At 39.5% G+C, this 23,963-nt stretch carries 10 protein-coding genes and 2 tRNA genes; 5 read left to right on the forward strand and 7 right to left on the reverse strand.

From position 1 onward, the window contains the following. Positions 1–190 precede the first annotated feature (190 nt). On the reverse strand, positions 191–1,516 hold the full coding sequence (locus DFQ03_RS07780) for a sigma-54-dependent transcriptional regulator (protein WP_133672597.1): 1,326 nt from the start codon (positions 1,514–1,516) through the stop codon (positions 191–193). Between the two features lie 3 nt (positions 1,517–1,519). Then, positions 1,520–2,608, reverse strand: coding sequence for an ATP-binding protein (locus DFQ03_RS07785; protein WP_133672598.1), 1,089 nt, complete (start codon positions 2,606–2,608; stop codon positions 1,520–1,522). Between the two features lie 949 nt (positions 2,609–3,557). Between DFQ03_RS07785 and DFQ03_RS07790 the strand changes: the two genes are divergently transcribed. From DFQ03_RS07790 to DFQ03_RS07800, 3 genes are read left to right on the forward strand one after another with little or no spacing between them, the layout of a single operon-like run. Further along, positions 3,558–17,306, forward strand: a complete 13,749-nt coding sequence (locus DFQ03_RS07790) for an Ig-like domain-containing protein (RefSeq protein ID WP_133672599.1) — start codon at positions 3,558–3,560, stop codon at positions 17,304–17,306. A gap of 22 nt (positions 17,307–17,328) precedes the next feature. After that, complete coding sequence (locus DFQ03_RS07795) at positions 17,329–18,261, forward strand: PorP/SprF family type IX secretion system membrane protein (protein ID WP_133672600.1); 933 nt, start codon at positions 17,329–17,331, stop codon at positions 18,259–18,261. Between the two features lie 9 nt (positions 18,262–18,270). Beyond that, the gene (locus tag DFQ03_RS07800; RefSeq protein ID WP_133672601.1) at positions 18,271–20,208 is read left to right on the forward strand and encodes an OmpA family protein; all 1,938 of its coding nucleotides are present in this window, start codon (positions 18,271–18,273) and stop codon (positions 20,206–20,208) included. Between the two features lie 152 nt (positions 20,209–20,360). On the opposite strand, the gene DFQ03_RS07805 is transcribed toward DFQ03_RS07800, so the two are convergent. Both DFQ03_RS07805 and DFQ03_RS07810 read right to left on the reverse strand, forming a co-directional pair. Continuing rightward, positions 20,361–20,433, reverse strand: a tRNA-Lys gene (locus tag DFQ03_RS07805). A 96-nt stretch (positions 20,434–20,529) separates the two neighbouring features. Next, positions 20,530–20,605, reverse strand: a tRNA-Lys gene (locus DFQ03_RS07810). 141 nt (positions 20,606–20,746) lie between these two features. Between DFQ03_RS07810 and DFQ03_RS07815 the strand changes: the two genes are divergently transcribed. Beyond that, positions 20,747–21,262, forward strand: a complete 516-nt coding sequence (locus DFQ03_RS07815; RefSeq protein ID WP_394346264.1) for a shikimate kinase — start codon at positions 20,747–20,749, stop codon at positions 21,260–21,262. On the opposite strand, the gene DFQ03_RS07820 is transcribed toward DFQ03_RS07815, so the two are convergent. Further along, positions 21,254–21,751, reverse strand: a complete 498-nt coding sequence (locus DFQ03_RS07820; RefSeq protein ID WP_133672602.1) for a phosphoribosyltransferase family protein — start codon at positions 21,749–21,751, stop codon at positions 21,254–21,256. The genes DFQ03_RS07815 and DFQ03_RS07820 overlap by 9 nt on opposite strands. Positions 21,752–21,799: 48 nt before the next feature. Then, positions 21,800–22,228 (reverse strand): RNA-binding S4 domain-containing protein, encoded by a 429-nt coding sequence (locus DFQ03_RS07825; RefSeq protein ID WP_133672603.1) that lies wholly within the window; start codon positions 22,226–22,228, stop codon positions 21,800–21,802. Between the two features lie 78 nt (positions 22,229–22,306). Here DFQ03_RS07825 and DFQ03_RS07830 point away from each other — a divergent pair, with 78 nt between their 5' ends. Then, positions 22,307–23,269: an FKBP-type peptidyl-prolyl cis-trans isomerase gene (locus tag DFQ03_RS07830; RefSeq protein WP_133672604.1), complete on the forward strand. Its 963-nt coding sequence runs from the start codon at positions 22,307–22,309 to the stop codon at positions 23,267–23,269. A 70-nt stretch (positions 23,270–23,339) separates the two neighbouring features. Here DFQ03_RS07830 and DFQ03_RS07835 read toward each other — a convergent pair whose 3' ends face one another. Beyond that, a complete protein-coding gene (locus tag DFQ03_RS07835; protein WP_133672605.1) occupies positions 23,340–23,930 on the reverse strand; it encodes a porin family protein in 591 nt (196 codons plus the stop codon). Between the last annotated feature and the right edge of the window lie 33 nt (positions 23,931–23,963).

Genomic DNA, 23,963 nt, shown 5'->3' on the forward strand with positions numbered 1-23,963 from the left:
CCACTAACTATTAGAACTATTTCTTATAGTTTCTATTCGTGGTCTATAAAGCAATTGATGTGCCTATAAAGAATTTAAAATGTAGATAATTTTATAAATAATTGATAATCAATTATTTATGTTCGATAATAATTTAATGGAAGTTTTTGTAAGTGGGGAAAAATTACCCGATAGGGTAGAAATTACCCGGTCATTTTAATTTTTCTCGCAGGGTTTTACGATCTATTTGAAGAATTTGGGCGGCTTTAGTTTTGTTACCACCTGTATGATTGAGGATACGCTGAACATATTCTCGCTCTATATCTCGAAGCGGACGCAGCTCGTTATCAGAAAAATCAATTTGATACTTTAAAAAATCTGGTAAGTCTTTTACTTCAATTTTGCCATCTGCCATAATTACGGCTCTTTGAATAATATTTTCAAGTTCTCTTATATTGCCGGGCCAGTTGTATCGTTGGAGTATTTGTAAAGCTTCCGGAGAAATACGAAGTAACCGATCTTTAAACTCTATTCCGTACTTACGTAGAAACTTCTCCGTTAAAAGGGCAATATCAGATTTACGCTCTCGTAATGGTGGTACATTAATTTCTACTACCGTTAATCTGTAATACAGATCTTCCCTAAACGTATTGTTTTTGATTTCCTCTCTTAAGTTGGCATTTGTAGCTGCAATAACTCGAATATCTACCTTTTCCACTTTTTGGGATCCTACCCGTGTAATTTCCTTTTCTTGAAGAGCACGCAGTAATTTGGTCTGTACGGCTAAAGAAGCCGTACCTATTTCATCTAAAAACAAAGTGCCGCCTTTTGCTGCTTGAAAGAATCCGTTTCTATTTTCGTTAGCTCCTGTAAAGGCACCTTTTATGTAGCCAAAAAGTTCAGCTTCCTGAAGATTTTCTGGTATGGCAGCGCAGTTTACGGCTATGAACGGTTCTCTAGAAAACTTACCTGAATAGTGAATTGCCCTAGCAACTAATTCCTTACCGGTACCACTTTCACCGGTAACAATTACGGTAGCTTTATTATCCTTTACACGGTCAATTATATTAATTACCTTATTAAAAGCTTCAGATTCACCGACCATATCTGAATAGATATTTGGCTTTTGATGTACGTCTTTTTGTATAGTTTTTTTGCGTGCTTTGTTTTGTTTCAGCGCTTTTTCAACTGCTTCTTTAAGTTCTAATTTGGTGAAGGGCTTGGTCAAATAATCTGTAGCGCCAGATTTTATGACTTCTAATGTTCCTTCAACAGATGGGTACCCGGTGACCACCAATTTTGGAATTTCAGGATAATGTTCGTTAGCAAATTTCAATAATTGTAGCCCATTAATTTCAGGCATTTGTATGTCTGTAATGAGCAAATCAATGAAGGTATCTTTAAGTATAAATAACGCTTCTTTTACAGAAACCGCTTTATAGGTATGATAATCCATTGATTGTAGATGCCTTTGTAAAAGCTCTAATATGTCAATATCATCATCTACTATAAGAATGTTCTCTTTGCGCAAATCCATAGATTACAATTTAGGAAAGTCAACGGTAAATATAGTCCCTTTAGGTGTATTTGGTTTGTACTCTATTTTGCCTTTATGGCTGGTAATAATTCCGTGAACTACACTAAGGCCCAAGCCAGTGCCTTCTCCAATGGGTTTGGTAGTAAAGAAAGGTTCAAATACCTTATCTTCTAATTCTGTTGGTATACCTTTTCCTTGATCAGAAATTTGAATACTTATCTGACTATCGGTTTCTAAAACCTGTACAGCAATAGTACTACCATCATGAGAATAGTAAATGGCATTCATGATTAAATTGAACATAACCTGAGTCAACTGTACCGTATCTGCTCTAAGCTCAATATTTTCATTGTCAAAGACTTTTGTCAATTTTAAATTCTTGGATCGTAAAGAGGGTTCAAGTAGTTTAACAACACTGGTAACAATAGGTATTAGTTGTACCGTTTTCATTTCTTGTGGCATTTCACAAGCAAAAAACATGAGTTTTTTAACGATTTCTCGACTGAAAATAGCACTGTCCATTATTTTTTCGAGGTCTCTAACAGCTTCTTTATCTTTTATTTTATCTGTCAATAATTCAGCAAAACCAAGAATATTGGCAAGAGGTGTGTTCAATTCATGGGCAATTCCCGCGGTTATTTCACCAAGTATATGTAAACGATCCGTACGTTCCATCTTTCTTCTTGTAATGGCTTCACTATCTCGAATCTGTTTACGTTCAATAAGATTACCGATATCTAAAGCTACGTTATTCAACAAAGTCTGTTCTTCAACCAAAAAATCGTCAAGAGTATACTTGTTTGAAGGATACCCTACAATTACTTCGCCCTCTATTTTATTAAAGACCTTGATCTTTGATACTAAAGCGACCATATCATGATAATAATCATCGGTTTGCACCTGATATTCGCCCACTTTTAGAAAGACTTCGGTTACATTTTCAAATTGCCAAGCTCTTTTAAGGCAATAAGCGATAGCTTCAAGCGAAGCCTCTAATTGGTCATAATCAGAATTTACAATTATAGATGTTACTTCATAAAGACAGGTTAATTCTTTGACGCGCTCCTTTAATTTAGCTTCAACTGATGTCATATCTATTGCATTTCAATTGCGATATATAAAGGTCAGCAATATTTGGTAAGAACGGAAATAATGAATATTCAAATCCATTTGACATCCTTAAAATATAAAACTAGAATACAAGATGGTGGTTTTATTATCTCAAGATATTCCGGGATAATTATATAGTAGGTAAAATCTAAGTAAATATTTGTAGGAATTTGTTTTTAGTTTTTTGGTCAATTTATACGATTGTATTTAGTTGTAAGTACTAAAACTGAAATTATATAAACTGATTTCTTAGATATTCTTCTAAAAATGATAATATGTAACTATTTGATATATTATATTTTATCGACAAAATACAGTCTTTTTTTATTTAGACATACAAATAGTTAGCTTTCTCATACAATCTTTTGTAATTGACAACAATATTTTATTATAGCTCAATACCCACTTTATATTTAGGAAAAATACCTAGTTTTATGTAGTCCTTGGACTACTTTAAAAAAACTAAACTAACTCTAATTTATGGATGATGTTATTGATTGTAGGAATCATCAAACTTTTAAAAAAAGAGTTTATGCAGAGAATTTTGGTATTCAAATACAAATGGATGTTATAAAAATGATACCGTTCAACGATACATTTATACCATTCACCTTTAGAAAATCTTCATCGGAATGTAAAATGCACTTTTTAAGTCCTTTAAATTCTTTCTTTGACTTTGTGCATTCACCCTTTTCAGTAATAAAATGTGGTCTTTATCTAAAGAAAATATAAAATTTTAAAATTCAGATAATAATATCTCGTAAATAAGATCAGTATAGGCTAACTCAAAATGAACAAAACCATCTCGCTCCTCGTCAAAATATTCGCAGTATTTCTAAAGGTTATTCAAAACTATTTCAAAAAGTACAGTTCTCTAATGAAAGGTGACTTTTTACAAAAGTTTGTTTCTAAAAGTTTAAACCTACATTTTATGATAAATAGCAGTAAACTTCAATTATCGTTCTTAGCTATCATATTATTTTTAACTGCAAACGTAAATGCACAGAACTTTGAAAATGTTTCAATAACAAGTATTTCAAGTGGAACAGTAGTAGACGCTTACTTCAATGCTACCTCACCAACCATCCCATCACTGTCTTATGTTAGGGTTCAAAAAGTAAGTGGTGCTGGTAATAACGGAGAAATAGGGTACTCAAGTGCAGTAGACAATTTCTTTTATAGCAACCCATCCAATAGTGGAACAACAGCTCCTTCAAGAATACGAATTAGTTTCATTGCTTCAGACAAAGTTACCTTAATACCTGTTAATGATTTTAGAATTATAATTAACGATATTGATGGCACACCTGCTGCTGCAAATCCAAGTATTCCTATAGAAAACGAAGCTGTTGGTACAGACTGTGATAATTCTGTTCGGTTTACAGCCACAGATATACCAACTAATATTAATGTAGATACTACTCCGCCTACGCTACTTTCTGCAGGTACCGAGTCAGAAGCGAATGGTCCGGAAAGTAATTTAATGTTTGAGTTTAATGATGTAAATTTTATTGAATTTGATATTTATGCAAACCCTGGATTTATAAAAGAGTTTGATCTTAACCAAAGTGAATATCAGATAAACACAGTGTTATATTCTGTCTGTGTAGGAGATTCAGATGGAGATGGTGTTTTTGATAATGTAGATATTGATGATGATAACGATGGTATTTTAGATATTGTAGAGTCAAATGGTAATGATCCTAACGGTGATGCCGATGGTGACGGACTTCCTAATTTTCAAGATGTTTTAGATAATTCTGGTGACGGTGTTCCCACATATAACGCCAATGCCGATGGTAGCGTTACCAATTACACCGATGCTAATTCCGATGGTGTACCAGATGTTTACGAAGCCAGTCAAGATAATGATAGCTATCCCAACCATTTAGATTTAGATTCCGATGATGACGGTATACCTGATAATATTGAAGCTCAGGCTAGTGGCTCTTATATCGCTCCGTCTGGTAATGATTCAGATGGCGACGGTTTAGATGATAATTATGAAGGCTCTGGTAATCAGGGTCTTATTCCTGTTAATACAGATGTAGCTTTTGCTACACCTGATAATGTTCCAGATTTTTTAGACCCAGATAGTGATAATGATGGTATCTCAGATGCTGTTGAAGCTTACGATACCAACGGTGATGATGTTGCTGAAACTACCTTAGCGGGAAATGATACCGATTTAGATGGTATAGACGATAATTTTGATCAGAACGCTAACGGAATGGATGATCCTGATGCAGCAACAAACAATGGTCAAACTCCAAATTCATTTCAAGATGACGATCCTGCCGGAGGAGAAAGAGATTGGAGAGATCCAAGAGATAGTGACGGTGATGGCACTAGTGATAATGATGATACCGATGACGACAATGATGGTATTGTAGATTTAGATGAATACCCTGGTCTTGATCCTTTTGGTGATGAAGATGGAGATGGTATTTTAAATTTTAAAGATACAAGTCAAGATGTTGGTAATACCGGAGATGGTACCACAACTAATTATAACGATGCTGACGGTAATGGAGTGCCCGACGCTTACGATGTGGATAATGATGGTCAACCTAATCATTTAGATATAGATAGTGATGATGATGGTCATTTAGATGCTACCGACCCTAATCCCTATGCGCCAACCGCTCAAGATGAAAATGTAAACGCAACTTTAGGTGTAGCTACCAATATCAATATTTTAAGTAATGATGATTATTTTCCAAATAATAACCCAAATAATCAGGGTACTACCACAATTACCAGAACTGGCGGTACAGCTGGTGGTACTGCAATTTTAGATGCTTTAACCGGTGAATTGGCGTATACACCATTACTTACGGAGAACGGGTCAACCGTAACGGTAATTTATCAAGTTTGTAATACAGATCCAGATCCAGATGTTTGTGAAACCGCAACAGTAAACATAACGGTAACTAATGATCCAGATACTGATGGTGATGGTACACCAGATTCCAGTGATGCCGATGATGATAATGATGGTGTTCTAGATGGTGATGATAATGCACCTTTTGACCCAAGCAGTTGTCAAGATTTGGATGGTGATGGCTGTGATGATTGTTCTGCAACGGCAAGTAACGATTTTACTGTCGGTGATAATTTTGACCCTGCAAATGACGGTACAGATACCGATGGAGATGGCTTATGTGATGCTAGTGACCCAGACGATGATAATGACGGAGTTTTAGACGGTGATGACAATGCTCCATTAGATCCAAGTAGCTGTCAAGATTTGGATAATGATGGTTGTGACGATTGTTCGGCAACCGCAAGTACTGATTTTTCAGCAGGTAATAACTTTGACCCTGCCAATGATGGTACGGATACTGACGGAGATGGTATTTGTGACTCTGGCGATACCGATGATGATAATGACGGAGTTTTAGATGGAAATGATAACGCACCTTTAGACCCTAGTAGCTGTCAAGATTTGGATAATGATGGTTGTGACGATTGTTCTGCAACGGCAAGCAACGATTTTACAGGAGGTAATAATTTTGATCCTGCTAATGATGGCATAGATACCGATGGTGATGGATTATGTGATTCTGGTGATGCCGATGATGATAATGACGGGGTTCTGGATGGAAATGACAATGCACCTTTAGACCCAAGTAGCTGTCAAGATTTGGATGGCGATGGTTGCGATGATTGTTCCGCAACAGCAAATACTGATTTTTCTGTTGGAAATAATTTTGATACGGATAACGACGGCACCGATACCGATGGAGATGGTATTTGTGATTCAGGCGATGCCGATGATGATAACGACGGAGTTCTAGACGGTGATGATAATGCGCCCATTGATCCAAGTAGTTGTCAAGATTTAGATGGTGATGGTTGTGACGATTGTTCTGCCACGGCAAATAACGATTTTTCGGTAGGTAATAACTTTGATGCTTCTAATGATGGTATCGATACCGATGGTGACGGAGTTTGTGATTCTGGCGACCCAGATGATGATAATGATGGAGTTCTAGATGGTGATGATAATGCACCTTTAGACCCAAGCAGTTGTCAAGATTTGGATGGTGATGGTTGTGATGATTGTTCTGCAACGGCAAGTACTGATTTCTCAGCGGGAAGTAATTTTGACCCTGCCAATGACGGCACCGATACCGATGGTGACGGAATTTGTGATTCTGGCGATACTGATGATGATAATGACGGAGTTCTGGATGTAAACGATAACGCACCTTTAGACCCTAGTAGCTGTCAAGACTTAGATGGTGATGGTTGCGATGATTGTTCGGCAACGGCGAGTACCGATTTTTCCGCCGGCAATAATTTTGATCCTTCAAATGATGGTACGGATACCGATGGTGATGGAATTTGTGATGCTAGTGACCCCGATGATGATAATGATGGTGTAGCCGATGGTTCGGATGCTGCCCCATTAGACCCTTCTGTATGTCAAGATTTAGATGGTGATGGTTGTGATGATTGTTCCGCGACGGCTAGCACTGATTTTTCCGCCGGTAATAATTTCGACCCTTCCAATGATGGTACCGATACCGATGGCGATGGAATTTGTGATGACAGTGACCCTGATGATGATAATGACGGAGTTTTGGATGGTGACGATAATGCTCCTTTAGACCCAAGTAGTTGTCAAGATTTGGATGGTGATGGTTGTGACGATTGTTCCGCAACGGCCAGTACTGATTTTACTGCAGGCGCTAATTTTGATACGGATACTGATGGTACCGATACCGATGGTGATGGAATTTGTGATGCTAGTGACCCCGATGATGATAACGATGGCGTAGCCGATGGCTCGGATGCTGCCCCGTTAGACCCTTCCATTTGTCAAGATTTAGATAGCGATGGTTGTGATGATTGTTCTGCTACGGCAAGTAATGATTTTACTGCAGGCGCTAATTTTGATACGGATAATGATGGTACCGATACCGATGGTGATGGTATTTGTGATTCTTCAGATTTAGATGATGATAATGATGGCGTAGCCGATGGCTCGGATGCTGCTCCGTTAGACCCATCCATTTGTCAAGATTTGGATGGTGATGGTTGTGACGATTGTTCGGCAACGGCAAGTACTGACTTTTCCGCAGGTGATAATTATGACCCTTCCAACGATGGAACGGATACCGATGGTGATGGCTTATGTGACTCTGGTGATCCCGATGATGATAATGATGGTGTGCCCGATGGCACAGATACTGCTCCATTAGACCCATCTGTTTGTCAAGATTCTGATGGTGATGGTTGTGATGATTGTTCCGCAACCGCAAACAATGATTTTACTGCGGGAGTTAATTTTGACCCTGCCAATGATGGTACTGATACCGATGGTGATGGTTTATGTGACTCTGGTGATCCTGATGACGACAACGATGGCGTAGCGGATGGTTCTGATACTGATCCTTTAGACCCTTCCATTTGTCAAGATTTGGATGGTGATGGTTGTGATGATTGTGGTGCAACGGCAAGCAATGATTTTACTGCCGGTGCTAACTTCGACCCAGACAATGACGGTATAGATACCGATGGAGATGGAATATGTAACACTAATGATGAAGATGATGATAACGACGGTATTCTGGATACTGTTGAAGGAACTAGCGATTTTGATAATGACGGTATTCCTAATAATGAAGATTTAGATAGTGATAATGATGGTATTCCAGATGTCGTGGAGACAGGCAATGGAAGTTTAGATATCGATGGTAATGGGTCTATAGACCCAAGTGAAAGCGATCCAGGTACTAATGGTATTCCTAATTCTGCAGAAGATGGAGGTGTTGATGGAAACGGAGTTACTGCGGTTCCTGTTAATAGTGATAATACCGGAGGTGCCAATTACTTGGATATTGACTCTGATAATGATGGTATTCAAGATTTGGTAGAATCTCAAACCGATGCCGGTCTGGTTCAATTATCGGGTAACGATAGTGATAATGATGGTATAGATGATGTTTTTGATGCAGATAACGGAGGTAGCTTTACCAATACACTGGTAAACACTGACAGTGATTCGCATCCAGATTATTTAGATTTGGATAGTGATGATGATGGAATTATAGATAATATAGAATGGCAATCAACTTCGGGTTATTTGAGTCCTTCTGCAGATTCTGACGGTAACGGTTTGGCAGATAATTACGAAGTGGTTCCTGCCGGTTCTGGTGAGTCTATTAATCAACCTGAAAATTCCGATGGTCAAGATAGTCCAGATTTTAGAGATTTAGATTCTGACAATGATGGTGTAAGCGATTATGTAGAAGCATATGACACAGATGCCGATAATACGGCAGATACTCCAATTTCGGGAGTAGATTCCGATAATGATGGTTTAGATGATAATTTCGATTTAAGTATTAGCGCACCAAATGGAATAGCAGATGCAAATGGGGCAACGAATAATAACCAAGATGTAGATAACTTTCCAAACGACCAAGATCCCTTTACCAGTGAAGTAGATTTTAGGGATGCCAATGTGCATTTAACACCTATAGATACTGATGGTGACGGTGTTAATAATGATTTGGACAAGGATAATGACAATGATGATATTTTGGATTATGTGGAATCATTAGGTTTTGAACCTACGGATACAAAAGGAGATGAATGTGGTATACCGCCAGGATCTTTTACAGGTGGCTCATATATAGCGGCTACAGGTAGTGGTGCGGGTACTGTAGGTGCCGAGTATCGTTTTTCAACTGTGGTTACCTCGTCTCTAGGTGTATTAGATGCAATTGTTGCCATTACCGATATAAACAATGCAACCTTAACTTCTATTGATAATGGTGGTTTTGGTAGTGATGATGCTTGGCAACCTAGTTTTGATGTAGGTGGTGGTGTAGGTGCTGTTGGTAGTATTACTTTCAATATTAGGTTGGTGGCAACAGGAACAGATTTTCAAGTAAATCTAATTCGTTTTGGTGGTGTAATTTATGATATTGACGGTGCCAATACCGAAGAAAGTGTAACCTTGGCTCAACCAGGCTTGTATGCGGTAGATAGTAATACATTATTAAATATTTCAGAAAATGCTGCTACGGGAACAACTACTTTTGAAGGTCCCGCGCAAACATGGTCAGGAGTTGACTTTGGACCAAAACTTGCCGTTTATTTCAATTATTATGATACTACTAACTTTACGGTAACCTTCTCAGGTGAGTTGCAATCAGGTTTTTCATCCAATGATTATTTAGGATCTATATTGTTTCAAACCTGTGATATTAACGGATTATTTACACCTACAAATACTACATCGGCAGTAAATTCTGCCGGTACGCCTTCAGGTGAAACATCTGGTCCGGGTACAGCTCCTGTGTATACCATTAACGAAGGTATTGATAGTGATAATGATGGTATAGAAGATCACTTGGATATTGATTCTGATAACGATGGTATTCCAGATAATGTTGAAGCGCAAACTACAAGTGGTTATGTTGCAAGAAATGCCAATACAGATGGAAATGGAAATGATGATACTGATGGTGATGGTTTAGGAGACGAGTATGAAGGTACAGGAGATGAAGGTGTCTCACCTATAGATACGGATGGAGATGGAATTCCAGATTATTTGGATTTGGATACGGATGGTGACGGACTTTCAGATACGGAAGAAGCTGGTTTTACTGCGGCATCGAATAATTTAGATAATGATCATGATGGTTTGTTTGATGATTATGACGATGTCGATACTACAGGTTTACCCTTCGATTCTAATGATGATCAAGATAATGGTGCATCAGATTTACCTAATATTGCTGTGACCACAACTACTGAAGTAGATTATAGAGAAAATGCTATTGATGATAATGATTTGGATGGCATCGCTGATTCTGCTGATTTAGATGATGATAATGACGGAATCTTAGATACTTTAGAAAGTCCTTCAGGTATAGACCCAAGTGCCGATGATGACTCTGACGGAATTCTAAACTATAGAGATACCGATTTGGGTGTCGATGCAAATGGTGATGGAATTGTAGATGATTTTGATACCGATGATGATGGCGTACCTAATCATTTCGATTTAGATGCCGATAATGATGGAATTTATGATATTGTAGAATCGGGTAGTGGACAAGCGTTTACTGATGGTCTATTAGATGGCGATGTTGGTACAGATGGTATTCCAGATTCGGTTCAAGCAAGCGGTCAACAAGATAGTGGTACTGTAAATTATACAGTATTAGATTCGGAGACAACTCCGGATGGTATTGCAGATTTCTTGGAATTGGATGCGGATGGCGATTTATGTAATGATGTTATAGAGGCAGGGTTTACAGATGATAATGGAGATGGAATTTTAGGAGACGGAGCTCTGGTAGTAGACGCAGATGGTGTTGTAACTGGTACCAACGTAGTTGACGGATATACCGAACCAAATAATGTAGATAGTACTACAAATACAGATTTCGATTTTCAACAGCTAGGGGAAACTCCAACTATAGCATCAAGCACAGATCAACCACAAGATGTATTGACAAATGCTAGTTTTTCAGAAACATTCACTGTTACGGCATCAGGAATCTCATTAGCATATCAATGGGAGGTAGATGATCAATTGGGTGGTGGTTTTGTAGCTATCGATGATGCCAATGGAACGGATATTTATACAGGTAGTACAACAGAAACCTTAACGTTAACAGGTGCTACCGCTACCGAAAATGGATTTGAATACCGAGTTATAATTACCGATTTAACTTTTGTGTGTTCTCCTCTTACTTCTGATGCGGCTTTACTTACGATTGATGTAACTGCGCCAACTGTAGCAATAGATGTAGTATCTACCGATGATATTATCAATGCTATTGAAGACGATAGTGATGTTACTATTAGTGGTACAACTACAGGAGCCGAAAACGGTCAGATCGTAACAGTAGTTTTAAACGGGCACACGTATACAACTACAGTAACCGGTGGTGTATGGTCGTTAGATGTACCGGCAGTAGATGTACAGGCATTGAATGAAACGGAAAGCATAACTGCAGATGTAAGTGATTTGGCGGGGAACCCTGCAGTACAGGCAACACGAGATATTGTACATGATGATACGGCACCTACAATTACTATTAATGTGGTTTCTACAGATGATATTATTAGTGGGTTTGAAGATGATAGTGATGTTACTATTAGCGGTACGACCACCGGGGCTGAAGATGGTCAGACCGTAACAGTAGTTCTAAATGGAGAAACATACACGACTACGGTAACTAGCGATGCATGGACTTTAGATATGCCAGCGACAGATGCCCAAGCGTTGGACCCTTCCGAAACCATAACTGCAGACGTGAGTGATTTAGCCGGTAATCCTGCAACACAAGCTACACGAGATATAACACATGATGTAACTGCACCAACAATTGCAATAAATGTAGTGGCTATAGATGATGTGATAAATGCTTTGGAGGATGATACAGATGTAACAATTAATGGTACTACAGATGCCGAAGATGGACAGACGGTTACTGTAGTATTGAACGGAGAAATCTATACGACTACAGTTACGAGTGGTACTTGGACTTTAGATGTGCCCGCGGCAGAAGCTCAAGTATTGGATGCTTTAGAAACTATTACTGCAGATGTAAGTGATGTAGCAGGCAACCCTGCAACACAGGCAACCAGAGATATTGAACATGATGTTACGGTACCAATAATTACAATAAATGTAGTAGCCACTGATGATATTATCAATGCAGTTGAAGACGATGATGATGTGACCATAAATGGAACAACAACAGATGTTGAAGACGGTCAAACAGTTACGGTAACCTTAAATGGTCAAACCTATACGACTACGGTTTCTGGTGGTTCATGGAGTTTTGACTTACCTGCTGCAGATGCTCAGGCATTGGGTACGACCCGAACAATAACGGCAGATGTAAGTAATGATGCCGGTAACCCTGCAGTTCAAGCGACGCGAGATGTTGAACACGATGCGATTGCTCCCACCATAGCAATTAATGTGGTATCTACCGATGATATTATTAATGCCCTTGAAGATGATACTGATGTCACCATTAGTGGAAGCACGACTGGAGCCGAAGATGGTCAGACTGTAACAGTGGTATTGAACGGACAAACATATACGACTACGGTAGCAGGTGGTACTTGGAGTTTTGATTTACCTGCAGCTGCAGCCCAAGCATTGGATGCTTTGGAAACCATAACTGCAGATGTAAGTGATGTAGCGGGTAACCCTGCAACACAGGCAGCACGAGATATTGAGCATGATGTTGCGGCTCCGACAATTACAATAGATGTTGTATCGGGCGATGATGTTATAAATGCAGTTGAAGATGACACGGATGTAACTATAAGCGGTACAACAACAGATGCCGAAAATGGTCAAACCGTATCGGTACTATTGGACGGACAAACTTATACGACTACAGTAACAGGTGGCACATGGAGTTTTGACTTACCTGCGGCTGCTGCCCAAGCATTAGGTGCAACGGAAACAATCACTGCAGATGTAAGTGATGTTGCTGGTAACCCTGCAATTCAGGCGACAAGAGATATCCAACATGATGTCACTGCACCTACGATTACGATAGATGTAGTTACTACCGATGATATTATCAATGCAGTTGAAGATGATACGGACGTAACCATAAGTGGCACAACAACAGATGCCGAAGACGGTCAAGCCGTTACGGTAACTTTACACGGACAAGCATACACAACTACCGTAACAGGTGGTACCTGGAGTTTTGACTTGCCAGCAGCAGCAGCTCAAGCATTGGGCGCAACGGAAACGATTACTGCAGATGTAAGTGATGCTGCCGGTAACCCTGCCACTCAAGCAACCAGAGTTGTTACACATGATGTAACTGCCCCAACTGTAGCAATAGATGTAGTATCTACTGATGATATTATTAATGCTATTGAAGACGACACCGATGTAACTATCAGTGGTACCACTACGGGTGCCGAAGATGGTCAGACTGTAACTGTAGAGTTGAACGGACAAACATACACTACAACAGTAACCGGTGGAATTTGGAGTTTTGATTTGCCTGCGGCGGATTCCCAAGCATTAGGTGCAACGGAAACGATTACTGCAGATGTTAGTGATTTGGCAGGTAACCCTGCAATACAGTCATCCAGAGATATTGAACATGATGTCACTGCGCCAACTATAACAATCGATGTAGTAACTGGAGACGATGTTATAAACGCCGTGGAAGATGATACAGATGTGACTATTAGTGGAACAACAACAGGTGCCGAAGACGGTCAAACCGTAACTGTATTTTTAGACGGACAAACATATACGACTACTGTAACAGGAGGAATATGGAGTATTGACTTGCCCGCAGCAGCAGCTCAAGCATTGGGCGCATCGGAAACCATTACTGCAGACGTAAGTGATTTGGCGGGTAACCCGGCAACGCAGGCAACAAGAGATATTGAGCATGATGTTACGGCTCCGACAATTGCAATAGATGTTGTATCGGGCGATGACATTATCAGTGCTGTTGAAGATGATACTGATGTAACCATTAGTGGAACAACGACTGGAGCAGAGGATGGTCAGACTGTAACGATTGTATTAAATGGACAGACGTACACTACAACGGTTACAGGAGGAACATGGAGTTTTGATTTACCTGCAGCAGATGCGCAGGCATTAAATCCTTTGGAAACGATTACGGCAGATGTTAGTGATTTGGCAGGTAACCTTGCAACACAAGCAACACGAGATATTATTCATGATGATACCGCTCCGGTAATCACAATAGATGTGGTTTCTACAGATGATATTATAAATGAATTTGAGCAAAATAGTGATGTTACCATCAGTGGTACTGCAGATGCCGAAGATGGTCAAACTGCAACGGTTACCTTAAATGGTCAAACCTACACAACTACGGTAATAGGTGGCACATGGAGCCTAGATGTTCCGGCAGTAGACGTCCAAGCTTTAGACCCTAATGAAACGATTACTGCAGATGTAAGTGATTTGGCGGGGAACACTGCAACACAAGCTACTAGAGATATTGAACATGATGTTACCGCTCCTGTAATTACGATTGATGTAGTTGCTTTAGATGATGTTATCAACTCGATTGAAGATGATAGCGATATTATTATCAGTGGTACTACAGATGCTGAAGATGGTCAAATAGTGACCGTTTTATTAGACGGACAAACATACACGACAACGGTAACAGGAGGAACATGGAGTTTTGATTTACCTGAAGCTGCAGCCCAAGCATTGGACGCAACGGAAACCATAACTGCAGATGTAAGTGATTTGGCTGGTAATCCTGCAACACAGGCAACACGAGATGTTGAGCATGATGTCACTGCACCAATAATAGCAATAAACGTAGTATCTACCGATGATATCATTAATGCTGTGGAAGATGATAGTGATGTTGCCATCAATGGTACTACAGATGCCGAAGATGGTCAAACAGTTACAGTGGTGTTGCATGGTCAAACGTATACAACAACGGTAACTGGTGGTATTTGGAGTTTAGATGTGCCTGCGACTGATGCTCAGGCATTAAATGCAAATGAAACGATTACTGCTAATGTAAATGATGTATCCGGTAACCCTGCTGTTGAAGCTACACGCGATATTGAACATGATGTCACGGCACCAACGATAAGCATCAATGTAGTATCAACCGATGATATTATTAATGCGGTCGAAGACGATAGTGACGTTACCATCAATGGTATTACAGATGCCGAAGACGGTCAAATCGTAACGGTAACCTTGAACGGACAAACCTACACTACTTTGGTAACAGGTGGTACTTGGAGTTTAGAGGTGCCAGCTGCAGATGCACAGGCATTAGTTGCAAACGAAACCATTACTGCAGATGTAAGTAATGTAGCCGGTAATCCTGCTATTCAGGCGACAAGAGGTATCGAACATGATGTAACTCCTCCAATAATAACTATAGATGTAGTATCTAACGATGATGTTATCAATGGAGTTGAAGATGATAACGATGTTACTATTAGTGGTACTACAGATGCCGAAGATGGTCAAACTGTAACGGTAACCTTGAATGGTCAAACTTATACAACAACAGTTATCGGTGGCATTTGGAGTTTAGATGTACCTGCAGCAGATGCACAGGCGTTGGATGTCAATGAAACCATCACAGCAGATGTGAGTGATTTGGCAGGAAACCCTGCTACGCAAGATGCTCGGGATATTGTTCATGATGTTATTATTGACATTGAGATAAATACTCCTATTGAAATAGATAATATTGTTAGCGAAGCTGAGGTAGCCGATGTAATAATTTCAGGGGTTACCACTGGGGTTGAAGACAACCAAACAGTAACCGTTACTTTAGATGATGGTGTAAATTCTGTTACTACAACTGCAACGGTAACTGCTGGAACCTGGACGGCTAATGAAATTGATATTTCAGGATTGAATAATGGTCCGATATCGGTCAATGCTGAGGTTTCTGATTTTGCAGGCAATACTGCCGATGACTTAGAATCAATAGTGCTCAATACTACGGCTCCTAGTGCAGATAGCTTTAGTACTTCGGATGTCACTCCAATTGTAACTGGGCAAGGTGACGCTAACGAAAGTCTTGTAGTTGAATTGGATACTAATGGTGATAATATAGTTGATGTAACCTATAGTGTGACAGTTGATTTAAATGGTGATTGGAGTATAGATACCGGTTCCGCTACTCCTGATAGTGGTAGTCTTCCTGCTCTTTCTGATGAAGATGTTATACAAGTTATTGTAACGGATGAAACCGGTAATTTAGGGACTGGTACGGTGACGATTTCAGAGGATACTGATAACGATGGACTTACAAATAACGAAGAAGTTGCTTTAGGAACGGACCCCAATGACCCTGATTCAGATGGGGACGGTATCAACGATGGTCAAGAAGTAAACGTTGATACTACAGATCCTTTAGACGATTGTGACCATGTAGGTGGTACTCCATTGGGTACTAGCGATTGTGACGATGATGGTTTGTCCACCGATGAGGAAACGGCATTGGGTACAGATACGAACAACCCGGATACCGATAACGATGGACTTACGGACGGGGAGGAAGTAGATTTAGGTACGGATCCATTAAACCCCGATTCGGACGGCGACGGTATAAACGACGGGCAAGAAGTATTGGACAATACCGATCCTTTAGACGATTGCGATCATGTTGGCGGTACAGCGTTTCCAGATAGCGATTGTGATGCCGATGGATTGAATACGGCACAAGAAGATGCAATCGGTACTGACCCAGATGTTGCCGATACTGATGGTGATACTATCTCGGACGGACAGGAAATAATCGATGGTACTGATCCATTGAACCCATGTGATTCATTGAACGGATTTCCACCCTTTGATGCTGGTTGTAATGCTGAGATAGTTGATAGCGGAATAGCTGTTGCCAACGAAGTAATTACCCCAGATGGAGATGGAACCAATGATTTCTTTGGTATAGAGAATATAGAATCTTTCCCGAACAATACGGTTCAGATCTATAACAGATGGGGAATATTGGTGTATGAAATGTCAGGTTATGACAATAGAACAAATGTATTCACAGGGTCTTCAGATGGTAGAGCAACGCTTAGTAAAGATTCAGAGCTTCCTGTAGGCGTATATTTCTATGTGATCAAGTACGATAACGACGGAAACAAGCTGAACAAGTCCGGCTACCTATATATAAACAGATAAAATTTCCCCAAAAACCAATACGATGAAAAAACATTTCCTGACCATATTAATAGTCATTTCCGGTCTTTGCATGGGCTATTCCCAGCAAGACGCGCAATATACACAGTATATGTACAATACCATCTCGGTGAACCCTGCGTACGCGGGTTCTCGTGGGGAGTTGAGTATAGTAGCACTACACCGTTCGCAGTGGGTGGGGCTAGATGGAGCACCGACTACGCAGACGCTGAACTTCCATACCCCAGTATCGGACCATGTAGGTCTGGGTCTATCTGTGGTGAACGACGAGATCGGTAACGGTACCAATCAAGATACCTATATCGACGCGGTGTTCAGCTACACGGTAATCACTTCGGAGGAAGGTAAACTTTCCTTCGGTCTAAAAGCGGGCGGACACCTGTTCAACGTCGATTTCACGAAACTGAGGAACTACGGTGCGGAGAGCAACCTACCGAACATTGACAACAAGTTCTCTCCGAATTTCGGTGCTGGCATCTATTACCATACGGATCGATTCTATGCGGGACTTTCGGTACCTAACTTTTTACAGACGGAGCATTTCGACAGTTCGGATACGAATAGTTCCAGCCTTATCGCACAAGAACGAATGAACTTCTATCTGATTACAGGTTATGTTTTCGATCTGAACACAAACGTAAAATTGAAACCTGCGGCACTTATCAAGGCGGTAAAGGGCGCACCGTTACAAGTGGACCTTAGCGCAAACTTCCTGTTCAACGATAAATTCTCCCTAGGGGCGGCGTATAGATGGGATGCGGCATTGAGCGTACTGTTCGGCTTTCAGTTAAACGACCAATTAATGTTGGGACTTGCCTATGACAAAGAGGTTACGGATTTGGGAGCTACTAGGTTCAATGATGGGTCATTCGAGTTCATGCTCAGATATGAATTCTTGAACAAGTACAGACGAGTAATCACCCCAAGATTCTTTTAAAAAAACGACATGAAAAAAGCAGGATATATATTTTGTGGCTTGGCGGTAGTGACTATGATGGCAAGCGCACAGGACAAGAAAGTACAAAAAGCGGATACAAAATTCACGAACTACGCCTATGCCTCGGCGATACAATCGTACGAGCAATTGGTAAAGGACGGTTATACTGAAGAGGAGGTGTACAAGAACCTGGGCAATGCAAACTATCTGAACGCGAACTACGAAGAAGCATCAAGCTGGTATGGCAAGCTGTTCTCGCTCAAAGGAGCGGATATCAACCCTGAATATATGTACCGTTACGCACAGACCTTAAAGTCACTTGAAAACTATAAAGAATCCGACACGTGGATGAACAAATTCAAGAGCGCAAGAGAGAACGATCAACGTGCGTTGGTATTCGATGAGAACAGAGATTATCTGGAACAGATTGAGGAACGCTCGGGAAGGTACGAACTAAAGAACATTGGGCTGAATTCGAAGGTATCGGACTTTGCACCCTCTTTCCATGAAGTAGGATTGGTGTTCTCGACGGCAAGGGACAGTGGATTGCTATCTAAGAACATCCATAAATGGAACAACGGATCGTTTTTAAATCTATACAAGGCATCACAAGATGATCAGGGTAACTTCACCAATGTGGACAAGCTGAGCAAAAGATTGAACAAGAAGACCCATGAATCTTCGACTGTATTTACCAAGGACGGACAGACGATGTACTTTACAAGGAACAATTCCGACGAGGGCAAGTTCGAAAGGGACGATGAAGGTGTAAGTAGACTAAAAATATACAGGGCAAGATTAATAGAAGGAGAGTGGAACGATATTGAAGAATTGCCCTTTAACGGGGACAGCTATTCTGTAGCACATCCGACCTTAAATAAAGGAGAAACGAAACTATACTTCGCTTCCGATATGCCGGGAACGAAAGGGCAGTCGGATATTTATGTAATAGATATCAACAAGGACGGTACTTTCGGTACACCAAAGAACCTGGGAGAACGGATCAATACCGAGGCAAGGGAGACCTTTCCTTTCGTGACCCAGAGTGATAAACTCTATTTTTCATCCGATGGACATCCGGGACTAGGTGGACTTGACGTCTTCGCAACGGACCTGAACAATGAAAAGGGAGAGATCTACAATGTAGGACGTCCCTTGAACGGAGAGGAAGATGACTTCTCTTATATTATTGATGAAGAGACCGGAAAAGGTTTTTTTGCATCCAACAGAAAAGGGGGAAAGGGGAACGACGATATCTATAGTTTTGTAGAAAGGACCCCATTGGACTTTGCCTGCCATACGGCAATCACGGGAATCGTAAAGGACCAAAAAACCAATGCACTGTTAACGGATGTATCGGTAATGGTCTACGACAAGGATAACAAGGTAGTGTCGAGTTCAAGCACCGATGCTAACGGAGCATTCCAAATGGAGGGCACCTGCGCGGAAGGAAGCTATAAAGTAGTGGCGACCAAGACCTATTACGAAGAAGGCAACAAGACCTTCATGACCGTCAAAGCTGAAGATGCGACCGGCATAGAGATAGTACTGGCACAGGTAGACCCATCGTCACCGATAGGCACCGACCTTGCGAAATACCTGAACATAGAACCTATTTATTTCGATTTCGACAAGTACTTCATCCGAGAAGATGCAAGGATCAGTATCAATAAAGTAATGGCATACTTGAATGAATACCCAAGTGTAAACGTACAAGTACGCTCGCATACTGATTCACGTGCTGACGATGCGTACAATATGCGATTATCGACGAATAGGGCTAAGGCAACTGCCGAATATTTGATAGCGGCAGGAATCCCGAGCAACAGAATCTCTTATGAAGGTTATGGCGAAACAGAGCTTACCAATGGCTGTAGCAACGATATACCTTGTAGCAAAGAAAAGCATCAGTTGAACAGAAGGTCTGAGTTTATTGTGGTGGAATAGCTTACATAAACCACGACATATTGAAAAGGGAGGAGCATGGCTTTTTCCCTTTTTTTTTGCTTATTATCTAATTGATAAGGATTTATGATTGTGACTTAATTTTACCGTAAACAAAAAAACCTCCAAATAATTACTATTTGAAGGTTTAAAAGTGACCGGGCTGGGGCTCGAACCCAGGACCCTCTCCTTAAAAGGGAGATGCTCTACCAACTGAGCTACCAGGTCAAAAAAATGTTAAGAGCGTTAGCGTTAATTACTCATAAAATAAGCTTAAACACTTAAATAAAAAAGCCTCTTTTTGGTGAAGAGGCTACTATTTATTGGTGACCGGGCTGGGGCTCGAACCCAGGACCCTCTCCTTAAAAGGGAGATGCTCTACCAACTGAGCTACCAGGTCAAAAGCATTTTCAGAACTTATATTCCCTCAATGCGGGTGCAAATATAAGTCGATTACTTTATTTTACAAACCCTTTTCAATATAAATTTATTTTTTTTTGAAAAGCCTATTTTTTAGTCCAATTTTGTAATAATGAAAAATGTGAAAATCGTATTGTTAGGTTATATGGGTAGCGGTAAATCTACTGTTGGTAGAATAGTGGCTAACCATTTGAATATTAAATTTTTAGATTTAGATACTTATATCGAGGAAGTTGAAGCGATGCCTATAGCTAGCATTTTTGAGACCAAAGGTGAAATCTATTTTAGAAAAAAAGAAATTGAATATTTGAACAAAATATTTTCAAATGAGGAAAGTTTTGTGCTTTCACTTGGTGGTGGTACTCCTTGTTTTGGAACTAACATGGCCTTGATAAATGAAAAAACTGCTAATTCGTTCTATTTGAATGTGGGTATAAATGAACTTGCTGATCGTTTATTGATGGAAAAAAGCCACCGTCCAATGATTTCTCATTTACAAGATGAAGAGCTAATCGGATTTATTGGAAAGCATTTGTTCGAAAGAAGCTATTTTTATAATCAAGCACATCAAAAGGTCAAGAGCAATCTAAATACTCCGACAGAGATTGCAGAAATGATCGTAAAGAAACTAGTCTAAATACACTCTGTCATTTCTAGTTTCAAAATGGACATTAACATGTTCTTGTAAAGAGGTAGATAAAGAAATTCCTTTAAAATCTGCCTTGACCGGATACTTTTTATGGTTTCGATTAACCAACACAGCAGTTTTTAGTTGCTTTAATGGAGTTTTTAAAAAATGGTGTACACCATAAATTAAGGTGGTGCCTGAGTTTAGTACATCATCTACTATAACTACCGATTTATTTATGAACTCATTATCGGGTAATGATGTTGTAACTCCACTAGATAACGGGTCTTTCTTATCCATAGACAATTTGCACAGTACAATTTTAGCCTCAGTAATTTTTTTAAGCTTTGCGACGATCTTTTTTGCGAATTGTAATCCGCCGCCATCTATACCTGCAATAATAATTTCTTCTTCAGAAACATTTGCCTCATAGATTTGGTACGCTATACGTTCTATTTTATGTTGAATCTGTAGATGTGAAAGTATGGTCTGTTGCATGTGCTGTTCTTAAAACAATAAAGATAGGTATGTTTTTAAAAGTTTTAGTTAATCTTCAACTTCTTTACTTTTATTCTCATGATCTATGGTACTAGCTTCATCATTATTGGTGTCGCCATCTAAATAATCGTCAATATCTCTTCTATCTTTTTTAGTCGGTCGACCAATACCTTTTTTTCGATAATAATCTTTAGAATATTGTAAGAGTTCGTTATGTTCAAAGGCTTCTTTAGGTGTAGTATCTTTTCTATAAATATCTACTAGTTTAGCCCCAACACGACTTGGCGGTATGTCTAGAACCGTAAATTTATAGTCAATCTGATTCTTACGTACCACAACTTCATCCATCGGAAAAACTTCTTTTCCTGGTTTAGCAGTAATACCGTTAATTTTTGCATGCCCTTTTTTACATGCTGTAGCGGCAATGTTTCGGGTTTTAAAATATCGTGTGCTCCACAAGAATTTATCTATGCGCATTACTGGTTGTATTTCTTTGTTAACTTCCAAACAAAAATAAGGGAAAATTGTATCTTGCGCGTTCAAAATAAATTATTGATGAAATTGAAAAATGCCTATTTGCTAATAGCTGGCTTATTGATTATAAGTTCTTGCAAAAGTGATGATGATTCTATTGGTGAAGTAGTACCGCCAAGGTTGTTAAGTGAAGTTACTGTTGAGGACGATGCTGAAATTATAGAATTTTTAAAAACGCATTTCTATAATAAAGAAGAGTTTGATACGCCACCAGAAGGTTTCGATTTTAAAATTAAATTTGATACGATTGCTGGTGCAAATAGTACTCAACAATCGCTTTTTGATAGTCCGAATTTAATAACTCAAACTATTTCTGTTAATTCTGAAGATTTAGGTAGAGCTGACGATGATGAAATAATTGATCAAACATTATATACTCTTGTAGTAAGACAAGGTGTTGTAGATGGTACGCCTACAATTGGTGATTTTTCTATTCTTAGATATGAGGGTTTGTTATTAGATGGAACTCTTTTTGATGCTTCGGTCAATCAACCAATACGCTTTAACCTTTCTTCTGTGGTTAGAGGGTTTGGTAATGGTATGAAAAACTTTCAAACTGGTGAAGGTCCAATTGAAAATGGTGATGGTACTGTTAGCTATGAAGGATACGGTATAGGAGCTATTTTTATGCCTGCAGCTTTGGCATATTTCGATGCATCACCAAATACTGATGTACCTATATATTCGCCATTGATTTTTAAGGTAGATGCATTTGCATATGAGCCTGATTCAGATTTAGATGGTGATGGTGTTCCTTCTATTTTAGAAGATTTAAATGGTAACGGATATTTGAATGATGATAATACTAATGAAGAGGCAGAAGCTAATATAAGAACCTATGTTGCAAATTATTTAGATCCAGATGATGACGGTGATGGTATTTTAACAATAGATGAAATTGAATTGGATGCCGATGGTAATTTTGTTGGTTTCTTAGATACAGATGGTGACGGTACTCCTGATCATCTTGATAATGACTTATAGTATTTCATTTTAAAGCATAAAAAAACCTCTTAAGAATTCTTAAGAGGTTTTTTATTTCTTGTGGTTTTGTTTACAATGCCAAAGACAAACTTAATATCAATTGGTCTGGTCTGGTATCAATTCTACTCGGACCTAAATTTGTAATGTTGGTATTAATAAAAGATGCTTCATTATCGTTAAAACCTCTTTCGTAACGTAAATCGATACCGAATTTACCAAAGCTTACTCCGGCACCAATATTCATCCCAACAGAAAAATCATTCTCTACGTCATCAATGGTAACACCATCAAATTCGGTATCTAAAATATACTGAAAACTAGGACCTGCAAAAACATGTAACGGTCCAATTAGGTTGATGCCCAACAGTACGGGTACATCTAATTTGCTCATGTCAAAATCGGCTCCGTCATAGTCAGACTTTGTTTTGGTGTATACCAATTCTGGTCTTAAATACACCTTAGAAGCTCCGAATTTTCCGAAGACACCAACATGATATCCTACGTTTCTATCTGGATTTATTGCAGCATCACCGGCAGATTCAAAATAATCTCCATTAGCGTTGTAGTTTAATCCCCCTTTAATTCCAAATCCCGAATCACTCTGTGCTATCCCATAAAACCCAGAGAGCGCCATAAAGGCAACTAAAATTGTTTTTTTCATAATCATTGCTGTTTTGAGTGAAATAGGTATCAA

The organism is Maribacter caenipelagi (genome assembly GCF_004364175.1).
GTDB classification, from domain to species: Bacteria; Bacteroidota; Bacteroidia; order Flavobacteriales; family Flavobacteriaceae; genus Maribacter; species Maribacter caenipelagi.

Bases quoted from the DNA above. Each gene is read 5' to 3' on its own strand.
- DFQ03_RS07800 (WP_133672601.1), top strand. From the start codon at position 18,271: ATGAAAAAAGCAGGATATATATTTTGTGGCTTGGCGGTAGTGACTATG.
- DFQ03_RS07780 (WP_133672597.1), bottom strand. From the start codon at position 1,516: ATGGATTTGCGCAAAGAGAACATTCTTATAGTAGATGATGATATTGAC.
- DFQ03_RS07795 (WP_133672600.1), top strand. From the start codon at position 17,329: ATGAAAAAACATTTCCTGACCATATTAATAGTCATTTCCGGTCTTTGC.
- DFQ03_RS07830 (WP_133672604.1), top strand. From the start codon at position 22,307: ATGAAATTGAAAAATGCCTATTTGCTAATAGCTGGCTTATTGATTATA.
- DFQ03_RS07785 (WP_133672598.1), bottom strand. From the start codon at position 2,608: ATGACATCAGTTGAAGCTAAATTAAAGGAGCGCGTCAAAGAATTAACC.
- DFQ03_RS07825 (WP_133672603.1), bottom strand. From the start codon at position 22,228: ATGCGCATAGATAAATTCTTGTGGAGCACACGATATTTTAAAACCCGA.
- DFQ03_RS07790 (WP_133672599.1), top strand. From the start codon at position 3,558: ATGATAAATAGCAGTAAACTTCAATTATCGTTCTTAGCTATCATATTA.
- DFQ03_RS07820 (WP_133672602.1), bottom strand. From the start codon at position 21,751: ATGCAACAGACCATACTTTCACATCTACAGATTCAACATAAAATAGAA.
- DFQ03_RS07835 (WP_133672605.1), bottom strand. From the start codon at position 23,930: ATGAAAAAAACAATTTTAGTTGCCTTTATGGCGCTCTCTGGGTTTTAT.